The 16,459-nt window shown below is 67.3% G+C and carries 12 protein-coding genes; 5 read left to right on the top strand and 7 right to left on the bottom strand.

All coding sequences use genetic code 11. The annotated features are described in order from the left end of the window. Window positions 1-64: 64 nt before the first annotated feature. A complete protein-coding gene (locus IE191_RS14305) occupies window positions 65-1,315 on the bottom strand; it encodes a TraB/GumN family protein (protein WP_191325062.1) in 1,251 nt (416 codons plus the stop codon). Window positions 1,316-1,573: 258 nt separating this feature from the next. On the opposite strand from IE191_RS14305, the gene IE191_RS14310 reads away from it, so the two are divergent. Continuing rightward, the gene (locus tag IE191_RS14310) at window positions 1,574-3,352 is read left to right on the top strand and encodes a glycosyl hydrolase (RefSeq protein WP_191325063.1); all 1,779 of its coding nucleotides are present in this window, start codon (window positions 1,574-1,576) and stop codon (window positions 3,350-3,352) included. Here IE191_RS14310 and IE191_RS14315 read toward each other — a convergent pair whose 3' ends face one another. Next, a complete protein-coding gene (locus IE191_RS14315) occupies window positions 3,353-4,066 on the bottom strand; it encodes a peptidylprolyl isomerase (RefSeq protein ID WP_191325064.1) in 714 nt (237 codons plus the stop codon). It lies immediately after the preceding gene. Between the two features lie 160 nt (window positions 4,067-4,226). On the opposite strand from IE191_RS14315, the gene IE191_RS14320 reads away from it, so the two are divergent. Continuing rightward, the gene (locus IE191_RS14320; protein WP_191325065.1) at window positions 4,227-5,231 is read left to right on the top strand and encodes a methyl-accepting chemotaxis protein; all 1,005 of its coding nucleotides are present in this window, start codon (window positions 4,227-4,229) and stop codon (window positions 5,229-5,231) included. Between the two features lie 66 nt (window positions 5,232-5,297). Here the strand turns inward: IE191_RS14320 and IE191_RS14325 are convergent, their stop codons facing one another. Continuing rightward, window positions 5,298-5,903 (bottom strand): PAS domain-containing protein, encoded by a 606-nt coding sequence (locus IE191_RS14325; protein ID WP_191325066.1) that lies wholly within the window; start codon window positions 5,901-5,903, stop codon window positions 5,298-5,300. A gap of 153 nt (window positions 5,904-6,056) precedes the next feature. Between IE191_RS14325 and folE the strand changes: the two genes are divergently transcribed. Both folE and IE191_RS14335 read left to right on the top strand, forming a co-directional pair. Next, window positions 6,057-6,743 carry a GTP cyclohydrolase I FolE gene (gene folE, locus IE191_RS14330; RefSeq protein WP_191325067.1) on the top strand — a complete coding sequence of 229 codons (687 nt, stop codon included), beginning with the start codon at window positions 6,057-6,059 and terminating at the stop codon, window positions 6,741-6,743. A 19-nt stretch (window positions 6,744-6,762) separates the two neighbouring features. Further along, complete coding sequence (locus IE191_RS14335; protein ID WP_191325068.1) at window positions 6,763-7,743, top strand: NAD(P)/FAD-dependent oxidoreductase; 981 nt, start codon at window positions 6,763-6,765, stop codon at window positions 7,741-7,743. Between the two features lie 51 nt (window positions 7,744-7,794). Here the strand turns inward: IE191_RS14335 and IE191_RS14340 are convergent, their stop codons facing one another. From IE191_RS14340 to IE191_RS14355, 4 genes are all read right to left on the bottom strand, one after another. Next, entirely contained in the window at window positions 7,795-11,187 is a 3,393-nt protein-coding gene (locus IE191_RS14340; protein WP_191325069.1) for a S41 family peptidase, read from the bottom strand. Between the two features lie 82 nt (window positions 11,188-11,269). Continuing rightward, window positions 11,270-12,577, bottom strand: a complete 1,308-nt coding sequence (locus tag IE191_RS14345) for an ABC transporter ATP-binding protein (protein ID WP_191325070.1) — start codon at window positions 12,575-12,577, stop codon at window positions 11,270-11,272. Between the two features lie 44 nt (window positions 12,578-12,621). After that, window positions 12,622-14,349: an ABC transporter permease gene (locus IE191_RS14350; RefSeq protein ID WP_191325071.1), complete on the bottom strand. Its 1,728-nt coding sequence runs from the start codon at window positions 14,347-14,349 to the stop codon at window positions 12,622-12,624. A gap of 15 nt (window positions 14,350-14,364) precedes the next feature. Further along, window positions 14,365-15,720 (bottom strand): carbohydrate porin, encoded by a 1,356-nt coding sequence (locus IE191_RS14355; protein WP_191325144.1) that lies wholly within the window; start codon window positions 15,718-15,720, stop codon window positions 14,365-14,367. Window positions 15,721-16,113: 393 nt separating this feature from the next. Here IE191_RS14355 and IE191_RS14360 point away from each other — a divergent pair, with 393 nt between their 5' ends. Then, window positions 16,114-16,392 (top strand): metal/formaldehyde-sensitive transcriptional repressor, encoded by a 279-nt coding sequence (locus IE191_RS14360; protein ID WP_191325072.1) that lies wholly within the window; start codon window positions 16,114-16,116, stop codon window positions 16,390-16,392. Window positions 16,393-16,459 lie beyond the last annotated feature (67 nt).

A 16,459-nucleotide genomic window follows, 5' to 3' on the forward strand; every position in this document is an offset into this window, starting at 1 on the left:
TCTTGTCTTTGCGGAAGGCCAGCATCGGGAAAGGCAAGAGCACGCTGACAGCCGCGCAAGACCATCAGCACTGCCGGGTAAACCGCACCGGCACGTTGGGTAGCATCAGCGCCGGCGCAGTACCATGTGGACCGACCAATACTTGGTCGAGCGGAACGGCATCGACTGAATCGCCGCGGGCAAATGCCTGCACCAAACAGCGGCCGTGCGAGGGCCTCAGCGCCGCCGGCACGGCAACCGGCCTTGCGCCCAAGGTTGCAAGCCAAGTGGGCCGGCCGAAGCGATAGTGACGCCGCGGGTGGATGACCTGGAGATCGACGGCGCCGGCATATTGGCCCAGCACCAGAGGACGGCCATCCTCGAACAGCACACCGGGCCGATCACCGATCAAGCGCGCCGCAGCGGCCTGCGCCGGGCGCGTGCTGGCATAAAGATCGGACACCGTGGTCTGGTCTATCGTCAAGGGGTCGATCTGGGTCAGCCGCTTGAGCCGGGCCGCCATCCATTCGATCTTGGCCTTGCCGTCCCCCGATTCATCGATCGGGGCTTTGGCAACGTGACTATGTCCCACGTAGACCAGCATCTTCTGCCCCGGGAAGCGCTGCATGAGCGCCAGCAGGTTTTCCGTTTGTGCCTGATCCCGCGCCACGATGCCAGCCTCCCTGTCACCCACAGCCGCCGGAGGAGCAACCTGATCTGCGGTCTGCTCATAAGCGGCGGGCGTGTACCCAAGGGAAAGCGCTTCGCGCACGAAGCGCGCATAGACCGGATCCAGCGAATAGAATCCCGTGCTGCGGCGTACGAAACCATCGAGCTTGAGTTGCTTCATGGCCTTGCCATCCGGCGTGTTGTCAAACGTCTCGGCCGCCAGCACCCCATAGCCCAAGGGGCGCAGGGCACGCGCCACCTGCAAGGCAAAGATGCGGTCGCGCGGGCTGTCGTGCGCCTCGTTCAGGATAACAATGCGGGTGTCACGGGCGCGCCGGACGATTTCGGCAATGGCGTCGCGGGGCACGGCGCGTCGTATGCGCGCAACCCAATCCCGCTCAATCGACGATGTCGGCCGGGCCCTATCCAGCGTGGCGAGATGCAGTTCGCCCGTCACCATGACGCTGCCTTGCCGCCACATCTGATAGGCATAATCGTCTTTCACTCGTCCATGCCGGTCGAACGCCAGCTTGGCCAACACCTTTTGTGCGGCGAGATAATGTCCCTCGTCCAGCAAAACCATCGCGTCATCGACTTGGGGTGGCGGTGAAGAACGTGCCAAGGCTGGCGTCGCAATTGCCAAGGCCAGCAACATGGCAGCTTTCATCGCGAGTGCTTTCCATCAGAATCAAACATCTGAATGGTTCTGGCATGGGCCGCCAAGGTTGCCAACAGCGCAACGCGGATGGGTGCAGAACGCAAGGCTGCGTATTTCCCCTTAGTGGACAATACCTTTCCGGCAACGAAGACTACGCCCGCGTCAACCGCGTCTGGAGCGGGCATGTTAAACGAATCCGGCAAGACTGTGCCGACCGGGCGGCGAATCCCTGCCGTCCTTTGCTGGCAACTTGCAGGACGGCCGCTCATGGCGCTTTTTAAGAACACCCGGTTTCGCCAGTCGCTGCTGGTCACGGCCGCCATCGTGGCCGCGCCGGCACTGGCGGCGACGGTGATTCTGGCCACGGGGAAAGCGGCCACGTCGACGGCGGCCAGCCAGCCGGTTGCGGCCGTGACGCTGTCTGCCAGCAGCAGCGCGGCCACGACCACGGCGGTGGTGGCCACGGCAAAGGCCACCACCGCCGCCGGCAGCCCGCTGATGCTGGGGGCGCAAACGCATTTCAGCCAGGGCTGGCCAGCCGGGGTCAACGATCTGGCGGCGCAGGCGCAGGCGCCGCTGTTGCGCGATTCCCTGCCCTGGGCAGCGGGCGAGACGAGCAAGGGGCAATATGCACTCAATGGCGCGGCGGCGCAGAACCTGATGGCGGCGTGCCAGGCCGGGCGGCGGCTGATCCTGACGCAGATTCCGGTCAATCCGCTGTACGACAACGGCCTGTGGGTTTCGTCGGAGCAAGGGCGCGCCGCCTTTGCCGCCTATCTTGGCGCGCTGAAGGACAAGTTCGGATCGTGCCTGGCCGCGATCGAGCTGGGCAACGAGATCAACGGCAATCGCGCCATGGTCTTTGCCGGGGGGATCGACAGTGTGGCCGCCTATGTGCGGATCGCGGCCGCCGCGCGGGCGCGGCTGGGGGGCAGCCCGGCGCTGCTGGGTGGATCGACCAACATGATCGGCACCGGGTTCCTGCGCCCGCTGTTTGCCGCCGGGCTGCTGGCGCAAGTCGATGGCATCGCCGTGCACCCCTATCGCAACCGCGCCGAGGGGCTGGACGCGGAAATGAGCCAGTTGTGGGCGGCGATGGATGCCAGCGGGCGGCGCGTGCCGGTGTGGGCCACCGAGTTTGGCCTGGCCACGGCCGACCAGGGCACGGCAGCGGGCGAACTGGTCAAGCAGGCGACGATGCTGGCGGCCAGTGGCGTGGGCCAGGCAAGCTGGTATGCCCTGATCGACCAGACCGGCTTTCCCACGATGGGGCTGTTTGCCGGCAGCGCGATCAAGGACCAGGGCCGCGCGTTCCGCTTCCTCCAGGCCAGCGTGCTGCCCAAGGGGGCGCCCACCCGGCTGGACCTGGGCGATCCGCTGCTGTTTGCCTATCGCTTTGGCAGCGATACCACGGTGATCTGGGGAAGCCCGCGCGGGCTGGTACTGGGCAATGGCACGCGCGCCTATGGCCCGACCGGGGCAGCCTTGGCCACGCCCGCGATCGGGGACCAGCCGATCGTGCTGGTCGGCACGGGCTATACCCTGGGCGCTTCGGCCGTGGTGGCCGATACGCTGCTGGGCTGGAGTAGCCCGGCCTGGCGCTATTTCGTGCGCAACAAGGGCGGGACGGACACGGCGCTGGACTGGCTGGACGATACCTGGACCGGCTATTACGGCAACAAGTACAGCAAGCCCTTGCGCATCAACGCCACCAGCGCCGCCCCGGCGGGTGATGCCGCCAATCCCTTGCGCGCGGTATGGCGCTATACCGCGCCGGTGGCCCAGGCGATCGACCTGCGCGGCTGCTTTGCCAAGACGGCAAGTGGCGACGGCGTGGACCTGACCGTGCAACGCAACGGCAAGGCGGTGTGGCAGGGCGTGCTGACCACCACCCTGCAACCCGGCCCGGTCGCCGTGGACCTGGCCAAGGGCGACAAGCTCGATCTGGTTGCCGGGCCGAACCAGGGCTTTGGCGGCGATGCATTCTTCTATCGCGTGGTGCTGTTCCGGCGCGGGCAGAGCGCGGCCGTGACCTGCCCCAACTGATCAGGGTGCCGGAGGCGGCGCAGGGTTGGCCACGCGGCGGGCAGTGAGCACTTTGACCGGCTGGGCCAGCATCTGCCCGCGCATCGGCCCTTCGCCCAGCGTGGGCGAGATCGGCATGTCCCAGATCTTGCGCACCACGTCCATGCCCGAAACGACGTGGCCGAACGCGGCATAACCCAGTTGCCGATCGGGATCGGCGTTGGCCGGATCGGCATCCAGGCCAGGCATGTCGGAGAGCAGGATCGAGAAATCCGCCGTGGCCGTGCCCGGTGCCAGCCGGGCCAGCGAGAGCGTGCCTGCCTTGTGCAGAATGCCGGTCTGGCTGGTGGGTTCGTGTGCCACCGGCTTGAACAGCTTGGCACCATCGCGGATGCCGCCCTGCAACAGGCCGTTGGGTTGCTGCCCCCATTCCAGGTGCATGGCGCGGTAGAACGTCATGCCGTCATAGCGCTTGCTGTCCACGTAATGCAGGAAATTGCCCACGCTGATCGGGGCGTGCTTGCCGTCCAGTTCCACCACGATGGTGCCCTCGCTGGTGACCAGCGCGACAGTGGCGACGTCGGGCACGGGAGCCGGTGCGGGCGCGGCCTTGGCTGCGGCAGCGCGTGTGGCGATCTTGCGTGCCGGCGCGGCGTTGGCCGGCGACAGGACGAGGTGGGCGGCGGCAAGGCCCAGGGCCACACGGCCGGCCAGCGAAGCGAATCGGACAGTCATGCCCGCATCCTGCCCGATCCGGGGGCGGGCGGTAAATCCCGCGCCGTACAGCATAGTTAATGCCGTGCTAGCCATGATCCACAGGGGCATGGTTACCGATCCCTGAAGGCGCGCGCGCTAAGGTTCCGGGCAATGCCCCATTCCGCCTGGAGCCTGCCCCATGCTGCTTTTTCCTGTCTCGGCCGCGTTGCTGCCCGCTCTGGCCGTTGTGGCGATCGGGATGCTTGCCCTGTTCCTTGTTGCGCGGGCGACAAAGCGCATCGATGCGGCGCTCGATCGCCTGGCCGACAACGGATCGGACACGACCGGCCCGCTGCCGATGGGCGACACCGCACTGCCGGGCGAGATCAGGGCAATGCCCGGCCGTATCGCCGCTGGTTGCCGCACGATCAAGCTGGGCATCGATGAAATCGCGGCGGCTTCGCTCGATTTGTCGGCACGGTCGGATGGCCAGGCCGAGACGCTGGCGCAGGCGGCGCGCAAGCTCGACCAGTTCACCGGCATCATGGAAATCACTGCCGAGAGCACCCGCCAGGCCAGTGATCGCCTGCGCCGGGCGGGCAAGGTGGCCGGCAAGGTGGAAGCCATTGCCGATGACGCGGCAGACGCGATGCGTACGATCGAGCAGAGCAGCCAGATGATGGCGCAGATCGTCGCGGTGATCGAGGGGATCGCGTACCAGACCAATCTCCTGGCGCTCAACGCCGGGGTAGAGGCCGCGCGCGCCGGAGAGGCCGGCGCGGGCTTTGCGCTGGTCGCCGGCGAGGTGCGCGCGCTGGCGCAGCGCAGCGCCGATGCCGCCAAGGATATCAGGACCGTGATGGCCAGCGGCGCCGAACGGATCACCGGCGGCTTGGCCGTGGTGAAGGACAGCAGTGAGGCGCTGCGTGAGATCGCGGGGGAAGTAAATGCGGTGTCCAGCCTGGTCGACGATCTGGCGCAAGCCGCAGCGAAGCAGGCCGGGAGCATCGGCGACATCGCGCGCATGGTCTCCGGCGTGGAGGATGCGAGCGCACCCCACTCGCCCCCGCCCCCGCCGGCCGGAGAGAAAGACAGCCTGATGGAGCAGCTTGCCCGCTTGCGCCAGTTGGCAGTCGATGCACCGACCGCCCCGGTCGTGCAGCCTTCCGGTGCCATGGCGGCCGAGGCGTGGAACGTGGCCTGAACGGGAGCGATACGGGCGGCATGCCCTTAAGGGCCGTGCCGTCCGTCACACATGTCGGGAGGGGATTTACAGACCGGCTTCGACCGCAACGCGGATGGCGTCTGCGCTGGTGCGGACGCCCAGGGTGCGGATCACCGAGGAGCGATGCATCTTCACCGTCCGCTCTGACAGGCCCAGTTCGTAGGCGATCTGCTTGTTGAGCTTGCCGGCGGCCATGTGCACGAGGATTTCGCGCTGACGCGGCGAGAGCAGGGCCACGGCATCGCGCGCTGCCTGCGCCCGCGCACCGCCCAGCGTATTGCCCGCCTCAAGGTCTGCCGCCTTACTCACATCCACTTGGGAACCAAGGAAATATTCCAGTTCCCCTTGCGCGTCGAAGATCGGCGCGACCATCACCGCGTTGCGAAACGGGGTGCCGTCCTTCTTGTAGTTGATGATCTCCACCAGCACCGGGCGGCCTTCGCGAATGCCCAGGCGCAGCTCTTCGGTCAGGTCCGGCTCGGTGCCCGGGCCGCGCAAAAAGCGGCAGTTGCGGCCGATGATCTCGTCCCGCTCATAGCCGGTCAGTGCTTCGAACGCGGCATTGCATTCCACGATCGGGTTGTCGGGCAAGCGGGGGTTGCTGATGACCGCAGCGACCGGGCTTGCCGTTATCATCTCGGATATCAGCATGTTTCCTCATGTGGCACGGCGCGCGCTTCGCTCCAGTGTCCTTTCGGTCATGTTGTAGCGGCGGGCTGCAAACCGCAAGTCCGAAGTACATGCCCGGTCTTGCAAAGATACGCGCCTTTTGCGCGCTGCCTCCCCGGGCCGGAGAATTCCGCCATGAATCTGATCACTCTCGATTTCGCGTCTTCGCAAGACAGCCACGATGGTTGCAATGACGCCAGCCACAGCCACGCTGCGGCCGACAGCGCCGTGCAACGCCATGCCCCGCCGGCCAAGCCGGCCGTGCCCGAGCAGGTGCAGGAAGCCATCCGTACGCTGTTGCGCTTTGCCGGCGAGGATCCCAGCCGCGAAGGCCTGATCGACACGCCGGCGCGCGTCGGCCGTGCCTGGCTGGAATATTGCCAGGGCTATCGCGAAGATCCCAGCGTGCACCTGACCCGCACGTTCGAGGAAGTGGGCGGCTATGACGAGATCGTGCTGCTGCGCGACATTCCGTTCCAGTCGCACTGCGAGCACCACATGGCGCCGATCACCGGGAAGGCTTCCATCGCCTATCTGCCCAACAATCGCGTGGTGGGCATTTCCAAGCTGGCGCGCGTGCTGCACGGCTATGCCCGGCGCCTTCAGGTGCAGGAACGCCTGACCGCCGAAGTGGCGCAGTGCATCTGGGACCATCTCCAGCCCCAGGGCGTGGCCGTGGTGATCGAGGCGCAGCATGGCTGCATGACCGGGCGCGGCGTGTGCACGCCGGGCGTGGGCATGGTCACCAGCCGCATGCTCGGCTGCTTCCTGCAGGACGCCAGTTCGCGCCGCGAGGTGATGTCGCTGATGGGCCGCGGCTGACGCGCGGGGGAGGGTCACGGTGCATTTCGGGATCATCGGGGCAGGTTTGGCAGGCCTGACCTGCGCCGCCCGGCTGGTGGGGGCCGGCCATGAAGTAAGCGCATTCGACAAGGGACGTGGGCCGGGTGGGCGCATGTCCACCCGGCGGATCGATACGCCGCTGGGCCAGGCCCGGTTCGATCATGGCGCGCAGTTCTGCGCCGCAACCACACCGGGGTTCGCCCGGCAGGTGGCCGACTGGGCGCAGCGCGGGGTGGCCGCGCCCTGGCCCGCGGCCGGGCCGGATGCCTATGTTGGCGTGCCAGGAATGAATGCGCTGGTGGCCGACCTGGCGCATCAGCACGACGTGACCTTCGATTGCCTGGTCAAGGGGCTGGTCCACGATGGCAGGCACTGGTGGCTGGTGCTGGAAGGGGAGCGGCGCGGGCCATTCGACGCAGTGATCGTGGCCACCCCGGCCGAGCAGGCCGCGCCGCTGCTGTCGCTTCACGCCTTTCCGATGGCCCGCGCGGCGGCTGGCAGCACGTCTCAGGCGTGCTGGACGGCGATGATGGCCTGGGCCGAACCGCTGCCGCTGGACTGGACCGTGTGGCGCGGCGAAGGGCCGCTGGCCTGGGTGGCGCGCAACTCGGCCAAGCCGGGGCGCCAGGGCCCGGCGCAAGGCGCGCCCGATTGCTGGGTCATCCAGGCCAGCCCGGACTGGTCGCGCCAGCACCTGGAATTGACGCCCGAGGCGGCGATCGGCCTGATCGCCGATGCCTTTGCCGAACTGGCGGAGACCACCCTTCCAGAACCGCTGGTGGCCCGCGCCCATCGCTGGCGCTTTGCCCGCCCTTCCGGCACGGGGAGCATAGCGCTGTGGGACCAGGCGCTGCGCCTGGGGGCCTGCGGTGATTGGTTGATCGAGCCGACCGTACAGGGCGCCTGGCTATCGGGCGATGCCCTGGCCGAACGCATCCTGGCGCAAAGCGAAAGCGACAGCCTGCGCCGCGCCGGATAGGGAAATCCTGGCGGGCGGGCAGGCCATTCCTGCCCGCCCGCCCGACGCGCCTTACTGTGGCAACACCGGGTGCTTGACGATCGGCGCGGGCTTGGGGAATTGCTGCGGCGGATTGGCCTTGAGCAGGGCCATGGCTTCGGCCACGGCGCGTTCCAGTTGCGGATCATGGCCCTGGCGGATCAGTGCGGGATCCTGCTCGACCTCGATATCGGGCGCAATGCCGATGCCTTCCACTTCCCACTGGCCGCCGGTGCCATAGATCGCCCAGCGCGGCGCGGTGACGCTGCCGCCGTCGATCAGTGGCGGATAGCCGCCGATGCCGACGAGACCGCCCCAAGTGCGCTTGCCCACCAGGGGGCCCACGCCCTGCTTGTGGAACAGCCAGGGCAGCGCATCCCCGCCCGAACCCGACATTTCGTTGATGATCATCACCTTGGGGCCAAAGATCGCGGCCGCCGGCTCGATCTGGTCGGCGCCTTCGCGGGTGTGGTTGATCATCTGCGGGGTGCGCTTCAACTGGTCGACGATATAGTCGGCGATCTGCCCGCCGTGGTTGAAGCGCTCGTCGATCACCGCGCCCTGCTTGCCCACTTGCGCGAAGTAATAGCGGTTGAAATTGGCAAAGCCGCCCGCTGCGGTATCGGGCACATAGACATAGGCGAGCTTGCCGCCCGAGAGACGATCGACGGTGCGGCGGTTGCCTTCCATCCAACTGCGCAGGCGCAACTGGCCTTCGCTGGCGACCGGCACCACAGTGACCTTGCGCGCGCCGGCGCCGCTGGCGCTGGCCGCCACGGTCAGCACGGTCTGCTTGCCCGCCGTGCCATCGAGTGCGCGGTCGATCTCGGTCGCGGTGGTCACGTCCTGCCCGTTGACCGCCAGGATGAACTCGCCCGCACGCACGTTGACGCCGGGCTGGCTGAGCGGCGCGACCAGCTTGGGGTTCCAGTTCTCGCCCGGCAGCACGCGGGCAATGCGCCAGCGGCCATCGACGGCCTCGTAATCCGCGCCGAGCAACCCGCCCTTGGCGGTCTGCTGCTGGGGCACGTCACCCCCGTTGATGAAGGTGTGGCCGACCGAGATGTGCCCGGTCATTTCCTCGAGCAGGACGTTGAGATCCTCGCGCGAGGCAAGGCCGGGCAGGAAGCGCGCATAGAGCGCCTCGGCCCGCGGCAGATCGAGCCCGTGATGGTTGGGATCGTAGAGGAAATCGCGCTCGATGCGCCAGACCTCGTGGTAGATCTGCTTCCATTCCGCCTGGGGATCGACCCACACGCGCACGTCGTCGAACTTGATCGGCTTGGCGCTTTCGCCGTCCTTCACTTCCTTGTCGGCATCGGCCACCAGCCACGTGCCGCCGCGCTGGAGCAGGATCTTGCCGCCATCGGCCGAGATGGAGAAGCTGTCTGCGGCAACGCCTTCGGCAAGCTGCTTGTTCTTGCGCTCCTTGAGATCGAAGCGGAACAGCGTGCGCGGCGGGCCGGCCTCGTCCCCTTCGAGATAGTCGGCGTCGGTCGCGGCGGGCGGGATGGTCAGGGTATAGACCACGCCGTCCTTGCCGGTTTCGAGCTGGACGATGTTGGCGCGCGGGATCGGCAGCGCCAGGATGCGCTGATCGAGCCCGTCGAAATCGATCCGCACCGGAGCGGCGGGCGCCTGTTTCGCCCCGTCCTTGGCGGGCTTGTCGTCAGCCTTGGCTTCATCGGCCGGAGCGCTGTCGTCCTTGGCGGCGGGCTTGCGCTTGCCCGGCTTGGCGCGGCCTGGCAGGGCATCGGCAGCGGCCGCTTCCTCGTCGCTTTCGGGCGCGATCGGCGAGGCAGTGTCCTTGCGCAGCACCATGACATAGGCCGCGCCATCGATCGCGCGGCCCATGCTCGACATGTCGAGCCAGCCCGTGGCCGGGCCGGTGGCGGTGGTCGCCGCGAAATAGAGATACTTGCCGCTGCGATCGAAGCGCGGCGAGGTCACGTCGCTCAACCCGTCGGTCACCTGGGTGTTCTGGCCGGTCGCCAGCGAATGGACCCAGGCGGCGTGAAGATGGCTCGGCAGGAGGCGGGTATAGACGATCCACTGGCTGTCGGCAGACCATGCCGCGTCGAAGTTGGAGCCGGGGGCATCGAACAGGTTGGTGTCGATCTTCACCGGCACGGCGCTGCCGCCGGCCGAGAGATCGATGAGCCAGAGATTGAGTCGCTTGTCCTCGAACACGATCTTCTTGCTGTCGGGCGACCAGCGCGGATTGTAGAAGAACGAGGGCGGCGCGCCCAAGGCGATCTTGCGCACGGCGCCCTGGCCATCGGCCGATCCGATGTGCAGCGCATATTCGCCGGATTCGTCGGAGAACCAGGCGATCTTGCTGCCATCGGGGGAAGGCGCCGGATCGCGATCGGCCACGGCCGGCGAATGGGTGATATTGCGCACGTCACCCTTTTCGGCCGGGGCGGACAGCACTTCGCCGCGCGCCTCCAGGATCACCCGCTTGCCGGTCTCGCTCAGCCGCGCGTGGACGACGCCATCGGGCTTGATCTCTTCGAAATGCGGGCGGCGCTGCGGCAGATCGGCATCGATCGTGACCGGCACCGGGCTGACCTTGCCACTGGCGATATCGTAAAGCTCCAGTGCGCCGAAATGGTCGATCACGATGCCACCCGGCCCGGCGCCGATGCCCGCCATGTCGAACCCGTTGGCATTGTCGACCAGCCGCGTCACCGCGCCGCTGGCCGGATCATAGCTGTAGAGCGTGGTCGGCCCGTCGCGGTCGGACAGGAAATAGACCTTGTCGCCGATCCACAGGGGATGGCGATCGTTGCTGTTGGGGCGCGGGATCGGGGTGACCGCCGAGTCCGACAGGCGCGCGACCCAGATGCGCGCGGTCTGCCCGCCGCGATACTGCTTCCACGCCGGCTGCCATTGCTCGATCGGGGAATAGGCCATGCGCGTGCCGTCGGGCGAAAACGCGCCTTCCTCACCCGAAGGTAGCGGCACGGCCGTGGGGGCGCCGCCTGCCGCCGGCACGAGATAGAGCTGGTGCGCATCACGCACGGCCATGCGGGGGGAGCGGAACAGCACCTGCTTGCCATCAGGCGACCAGCCCAGCGCGACGTCCGCACCGGGATGCCAGGTCAGCCGGCGCGGCTCCCCGCCCCCGGCCGCGACGACATAGACATCGGTGTTGCCGTCATAGCGGCCGGTAAAGGCAATCTGGCTGCCATCGGGGGAAAACACCGGGCCGGACAAGGCGCCCTGCCCGCTGACCAGCCGCACCGCGCGGCCACCGCTACGCGGCACCACCCAGATCTCGCCCCCATAGACGAAAGCGATCTGCGTGGCCGAGAGCGTGGGCTGTTGCAGCAGGAGCGGATCGGCCGCAGCACGCGCTGCCGGCAGAGCACAGGTGGTCGACGCGAGCAGCGCCGACGCCAGCAGGATAAGCTTGCGTCGCATGATTTCCCCCTGCGGCCAAGGGTGGCCAGGGGGCTACGCTAGCGCAGGCAAAGGCCCGCCACAATTGGCGAAAAGGGCTGGCTTAGCCGGGATCGTCGAGACTGAACTGATCGTCGTCTTCGTGGTAGGTGAAGATTTCGGCGTAGCGGCCCCAGTTGGTCACGGTCTTGAGCGTTTCGCTGGCGAAATCCGGGCTCATGTGGTCTTCCAGCTCGTCGCGGAAACGGCGGGCCGGGGCCTTGTGGCTGGCGCGTTCGTCCAGGATGCGGCGAATGTGGCCGGCAAGCGGGACATGGGCCAGCAAGGCCTCCCCAAACATCGCCTTGCGGTGATCGACATCGGCCTGGGCATAGCGGCGCGCGGCGGGGGTGAGCACGAGCTGTGCCCCGCGCAACTCGGCAAAACGCAGCAGTTGCAGGGTTTCGGCCATGGGAAACAGGTCGTCGATCTCGAAATTGAGCGAGTCGGCAAGCTCGGCCATGCTGGCGCTGCCGTTGAACGGCGTGCCGTCCACTTCCTCGATCAGACCGGCGAGCGTGTTGGTGGAGACGTGGGGCAGGACCATGGCGATGCCGGTGCCGGGGAACACGCCTTCGCGATGGCGCGCGGGCTCGGCCGGGCGGGCGGTCATGCGGGCATAGATATCATCGACCAGGGCGCGGAACGGGGGATCGAGGCGGTCGCGCGGGCGCGGGATATCCACCTTGATTTCGGCCACGACGCGGCCGGGATTGGACGAGAACACCAGGATGCGGTCGCACATCTGCACCGCTTCCTCGATATTGTGCGTGACGATCAGGATCGACTTGATCGGCATGCGCCCTTCCGACCACAGATCGAGCAGATCGGTGCGCATGGTTTCGGCAGTGAGCACGTCGAGCGCCGAAAACGGCTCGTCCATCAACAGCAACGACGGATTGACCACCAGCGCGCGGGCCAGGCCGACGCGCTGGCGCATGCCGCCCGAAAGCTCTTTCGGATAGGCGTTTTCAAAGCCGTCTAGACCGATCAGGTCGATCGCGGCCAAGGCGCGGCTGCGGCGCTGGTCGGCCGGCACCTTTTGCGCTTCCAGGCCGAGTTCGACGTTTTGCAGCACGGTGAGCCAGGGGAACAGGGCAAAGGTCTGGAACACCATGGCCACGCTGGGATCGGGGCAATCCTGGCTGGTGACGCGCGCCACAGTGCCTTCGCGCGGGTGGATCAGGCCGGCGATCGAGCGCAGCAGCGTGGACTTGCCCGAGCCGGAGCGGCCGAGCAGGCCGACGACCTCGTTCTGGTAGAGCGTGAGATCGACGTGTTCGAGCACGAGATGGCCGCCCGGCGGCGGACCGTAGAAATGGTTGAGGCCCTTGACCTCGATCAGCGGCTGGGGCGGCAGGAGAGTGGCCATGGCGGATACTCCGGATAAACAGCAAAAAGGGGGCAGCAGGGCGATCAGAGGCGCAGGCGGCGTTCGCCAAAGGCATAGAGCGGGCGCCAGACGAGGCGGTTGAAGCCGAGCACGAACAGGCTCATCACGCCGATGCCCAGCGCCACCTGGGGATAGTTGCCGGCGGTGGTGGCATCGGCGATATAGGCGCCAAGGCCGTGGGCGCGCAGGTGATGATCGCCCCAGGTGACCACTTCGGCCACGATCGAGGCGTTCCATGACCCGCCCGAAGCCGTGAGCGCGCCGGTGACGTAATAGGGGAAGATGCCCGGCAGCGCGACCTGGCGCCACCATTGCCAGCCGCGCACGCCGAACATGCCGGCCGCCTCGCGCAAGTCGTTGGGAATGGCGCTGGCCCCGGCGATCACGTTGAACAGGATGTACCACTGGGTGCCCAGGATCATCAGCGGCGAAAGCCAGACATCCGGGGCGAGATCGAACCGCACGATGGCGATCACCGCAAAGGGAAACAGCACGTTGGCGGGAAAGGCGGCGAGGAACTGGGCGACCGGCTGGACCCGTTCGGCCAGGCGCGGGCGCAGGCCGATGGCCACGCCGAGCGGCACCCAGACCAGGCTGGCCAGCGCGATCAGGACAATCACGCGCAGCATGGTGATCAGGGCATCGCCCAGCGCCTGGACCATGTCTGCCGCGCTCAGCGAAGTGAGCACGTAGTGCGCAGTCCAGGCGAGCGCAGCAGTCACGCCCAGCCAGACGAGGCCCCGCCAAGCCCATTCCAGGCGCGGATCGGCCGCCCGCCCCGCCCCAACCACAAGGGTGCGACGGCGCGGTTCGAGCGCGAGCAGCAGGCGCCCCATCGTGGCGAGCGGCGCCAGGAGCACCGGCAAGAGGCGGGTGCGGCGCAGCAGGGCAAAGAACCAGCTTTGCGGGGCATCGTTGCTGGCGGTCTGTTCAAAGCGGAAGCGATCGGCCCAGGCCACGATCGGGCGGAAGAACAACTGGTCATAGGCAAGGATGACTACGGCCATGGTCCCGACCGCCCAGCCAACGGCGCGGAAATCCTGCTGCTGGATCGCCAGCGACAGGTAGGAACCGATGCCGGGCAGCGTGGCGGTGGTGTTGCCCACGGTGATTGCCTCGGACGCGACGACGAAGAACCAGCCGCCCGACATCGACATCATCGCGTTCCACACCAGCGCCGGGGTGGCGTAGGGCAGGTCCAGCCGCAGGAACCGGCGCACTGGCGACAGGGTGAAGCCCTGGCACACTTCCTCCAGGTCTGCCGGCACGCTGCGCAGCGACTGGTAGAAGCTGAATGCCATGTTCCACGCCTGCGAAGTGAAGATGGCAAAGACGCTGGCCAGTTCCACGCCGAGCACATTGCCGGGAAACAGGTTCATGAAGAACGTGACGGTGAACGTGAGGAACCCGAGGATCGGCACCGATTGCAGGATATCGAGCGCGGGCACGATCAGCCGCCCGGCCCGCCGGCTGCGCGCCGCCAGCGTGGCCACGACCAGGGTGAACACGGTGGAAGCCAGCAGCGCGGCGAACATCCGCAGCACGGTGCGCAGCGCATAATACGGCAGATGCGCCGGATCGAGCGTGACCGGTTCGAGATCGAGGCTGGACAGCGGCGCCACCACCCCTTCGGCCGTGCGGAACACGAGCACGGCCAGGCCGGAGAGAATGGCGAAGGCAATCGCATCCTCGCGATTGGGCCGCGTCTGGCGCAGGATGCGCGAGAAGCTGGGCAGGCGAGTGGAAGTCATGGTCCAGCCCTTTTTTCAGAAACCGGCGTGGATACGCAGGGCAAACACATTGGCCGGGCCGCGATCGCGGTTGTAGCCGGGATTGGCGATATGCTGATAGTCCAGAGTCAATGAACCCCAGCCGACCGGGCGATAGGCATAATAGGCTTCCACGATCTGCTCCGTCCCGGGATGGGGCAGCGCGCCATCGCCGACCAGGACACCAAGGCCGCCGGCCGCCAGCCAGCGCTGGTGCGCGGCGGAAATGCCGTTGACCACGCCGGCCAGGCCCAAGGTGTCCTGCGGCCGGCCCCAGCCCTTGCCGGCAAGCGATCCGCCGAGCGCGAGAGTGCGATCGATATCGGTGAAATCGTAAGTCTCGATGCGCCCATCGCTCCATCCGCCGCGCAGGAACAGGCCCAGCACGTCGGTCACTTCCTGCTCAGCGTTGAAGGAGATGCCCAGCCGATCCTGGCGGCGGCGCACCGGCGCCAGGTCCGGCACTTGGCCATGCGCGCTGGCATAGGCCAGGGCATCGTCAAAGCGGGCGAACTGGCCCCGGTTGCGAAACGCGGTGACGCGCACGGCGCCGGGATGGCCGGCGAGCGCGAAGCGGCGCTCTGCCTCCACGATCAGGGCATTTTGCGAGAAGTCGCTTTCCAGGGCCACGCCATTGGGCACCTTGGACAGGTTGTAGAGCCCGGCCCGCAGTGCCCACGGGCCCTGGTACCATTCCGCCGCAACGCCATAGGTATAGCCCCAGGCATTGGCCGCGTAATCGAAGCTGCCGGTATCGACGAGCGACCAGTTGAGGAAATCGCCGCGCGGATCATGGGCATAGCGATTGGTGTCGAACACATCGCCCACGCCCATCTTGCCGGCCGTGATCACCAGGCGGTTGGCCGTCGTGGCCAGACGCAACTGGTTGATGCCCGGCGCCATGGCGCTCGCCGCGCCGCCGAGCGCGATGGTCTGCCGCACGAAGGCGCGTTGCAGCTTGAAGTAGGGGCTGAACTGGCCGACCTTGTAGGCTTCCGCACTGGGAAATCCGCCAGCGCCGAGCGTGTTGGACAAGCCGAAGCCCTGGTCGATTTCCGGGTTCACCCAGATTTCGGCACCGCGCCAGGGGCGCACGCCCAGATAGAGCGTGGCATCGTTGGTGGCCTTGACCTGGCGCGGCGTGAGGCTGTTGTCGCCGGCATAGGGCGAGGCGAAGCTGCCCACCCCCTGCGCAACGAGGGTGTATTGCCCGTGGACGGCAAGCGCCTGGTCGGCGGTGCTTGGGGTATCGGCGCGAACCGGCGCTTGGGCGGCCAGCGCGGTCAGGGCAAACGTGGCGACGAGGCGGCGGGCGATGCGCCAGTCAAGCGATAGGGGCTTTGCGCCGGTCATGCCCGCCCCGCTAGCCGGGGATTGTGACAGCGCGATGTGGGCCGGCAGGCGGCGGGAAACAGCCGCGCGGGGCGCGGCCGGGCAAACGGAACGGATCATGTCTTCGGTCCTTGGTCGGGAGGCGGCTGCCCGACCGGACCGAAAGGCCCGTCAGACGATGGGCCGCGCGGTTCGCAAGGGCAGGCTGCCAGCCGCAAAACAAGCGCCAGTCAGGCTTTCGCGCCTACTGTCGCCCTCGTCGGCGGCGTGGTTGCAACTTCGCGGCATCGTTGGGATTCCTCAGCGGTATCGTCACGCCGACCGGACCGCACGGGGCGGAGCGGGAGCGACTCGACTTGAGCGCCCCTATACCCTAGGGGAGTATGGTATCAAGCAAAAAAGGCGAACGGGACCATGAGCCATGTGGCGGCGGAAAAACAGAAACTGCTGAACCGGTTGAAACGCATCCGGGGGCAGATCGACGCGCTGGAGCGGGCCGTGGACGGCGAAGTGGAATGCGCGCGCGTGCTGCAACAGGCAACGGCCTGCCGTGGCGCGCTGGAGGGCTTCATCGCCGAAGTGATCGAGGACCACATCCGCGAGCACATGATCGACCCGCAATTGCCTGCCGGCGATCCCCGCGCCCAGGCCGCCGAGGAGCTGGTGGCGATCATCAAGGCCTATCTGCGCTGAGAGACCGTCTGGAAAATGCGCCATGGCGCATTTTCGGTTCGGCACCGGCCCGCTCCCCCACCCGACC

The sequence above is a fragment of the Novosphingobium pokkalii genome, assembly GCF_014652855.1.
Classification (GTDB): domain Bacteria; phylum Pseudomonadota; class Alphaproteobacteria; order Sphingomonadales; family Sphingomonadaceae; genus Novosphingobium; species Novosphingobium pokkalii.

Bases quoted from the DNA above. Each gene is read 5' to 3' on its own strand.
- IE191_RS14305 (WP_191325062.1), bottom strand. From the start codon at position 1,315: ATGAAAGCTGCCATGTTGCTGGCCTTGGCAATTGCGACGCCAGCCTTG.
- IE191_RS14310 (WP_191325063.1), top strand. From the start codon at position 1,574: ATGGCGCTTTTTAAGAACACCCGGTTTCGCCAGTCGCTGCTGGTCACG.
- IE191_RS14315 (WP_191325064.1), bottom strand. From the start codon at position 4,066: ATGACTGTCCGATTCGCTTCGCTGGCCGGCCGTGTGGCCCTGGGCCTT.
- IE191_RS14355 (WP_191325144.1), bottom strand. From the start codon at position 15,720: ATGACCGGCGCAAAGCCCCTATCGCTTGACTGGCGCATCGCCCGCCGC.
- IE191_RS14340 (WP_191325069.1), bottom strand. From the start codon at position 11,187: ATGCGACGCAAGCTTATCCTGCTGGCGTCGGCGCTGCTCGCGTCGACC.
- IE191_RS14320 (WP_191325065.1), top strand. From the start codon at position 4,227: ATGCTGCTTTTTCCTGTCTCGGCCGCGTTGCTGCCCGCTCTGGCCGTT.
- IE191_RS14360 (WP_191325072.1), top strand. From the start codon at position 16,114: ATGAGCCATGTGGCGGCGGAAAAACAGAAACTGCTGAACCGGTTGAAA.
- IE191_RS14325 (WP_191325066.1), bottom strand. From the start codon at position 5,903: ATGCTGATATCCGAGATGATAACGGCAAGCCCGGTCGCTGCGGTCATC.
- folE (WP_191325067.1), top strand. From the start codon at position 6,057: ATGAATCTGATCACTCTCGATTTCGCGTCTTCGCAAGACAGCCACGAT.
- IE191_RS14345 (WP_191325070.1), bottom strand. From the start codon at position 12,577: ATGGCCACTCTCCTGCCGCCCCAGCCGCTGATCGAGGTCAAGGGCCTC.
- IE191_RS14350 (WP_191325071.1), bottom strand. From the start codon at position 14,349: ATGACTTCCACTCGCCTGCCCAGCTTCTCGCGCATCCTGCGCCAGACG.